1 protein-coding gene is annotated in these 983 nt (G+C 55.5%); it reads right to left on the bottom strand.

What is annotated here, in order from left to right; all coding sequences use genetic code 11:
* Positions 1 to 271: 271 nt before the first annotated feature.
* Positions 272 to 983 (bottom strand): IS110 family transposase (locus tag A3722_RS18515; protein WP_067916356.1); only part of this gene is annotated, 712 nt, incomplete at its 5' end.

Genomic DNA, 983 nt, shown 5'->3' on the forward strand with positions numbered 1-983 from the left:
GCCGTTCGTGCGTTGGGCGGCGAACGGCGTGTGTGGATGGCTCCTGCATAGCAAGACATTTTTGATCTGATTTGTGCATTTGTCAGAAGCAGTCATGTGTCCGGCCTGTTTGCGCGGTTTTGACCGCTGGCCCTGATGGGTTCCGCAAACCAAGTTCCTATCAGCTTTACGGGCTATTATGCCCGCGCCATTCGGCGGAGTGTCTTGGCTTTGGCGGCAGACTTATGCACCATCATCTCGCGGGTCTTGCTAACTCGTTGTTCCTTTCGTCTCAGGCTACAGTGCGTGGGCTGTAGGGTTCGTTGCGGGTAAGCACTGCCCAGACGATCCGGGCGGTCTTGTTGGCCATGGCGACGGTTGCGACACGCGCAGGTTTGCGTTCAAGCAACGATGTAAGCCATTTGCTGGCTCGCTCGGGATGGGATCGTGTTTGTCGAACGAGTGATGTCATACCAACAACAAGCAATGATCGCAGATACTGGTCACCCATCTTGGTGATCCGCCCCAGCTTCTCTTTACCGCCGCTGGATTTGTTGGCAGGCGTTAAACCCAGCCATGCTGCGAACTCCCGGCCGTTTTTGAATTGGTGACCATCTCCAATGCTGGCGATGATCGCAGAAGCCGTCACCGCGCCGACGCCGGGTATAGTGCGCAGCAAACGGACACGCGCATCTTCTTTGGCCACTTGTTTGAGGCGCTCTTCATACCATCGGACCTGCTTATGTAGAGCCATGAGCTGTTCTGACAGGTTGCGGATCACCTCGTTGGCGATGTCTGGCAAGTCGAGCACTTCACCAAGAGTGATGTCCTCAGCAAATCCAATCACACGGGCCAGCCCTTTAGGAATGAAGATGCCGAACTCCGCGACCAGACCACGCAGATTGTTGATGAGTTGCGTTCTTTGGCGCACCAAAAGGTCACGCGCCCGATGTAGCGACAACAGGGATTGCTGCTCGACTGTTTTGGTCGCAACAAACCGCATG

The organism is Sulfitobacter sp. HI0027, assembly GCF_001634775.1.
Classification (GTDB): domain Bacteria; phylum Pseudomonadota; class Alphaproteobacteria; order Rhodobacterales; family Rhodobacteraceae; genus Sulfitobacter.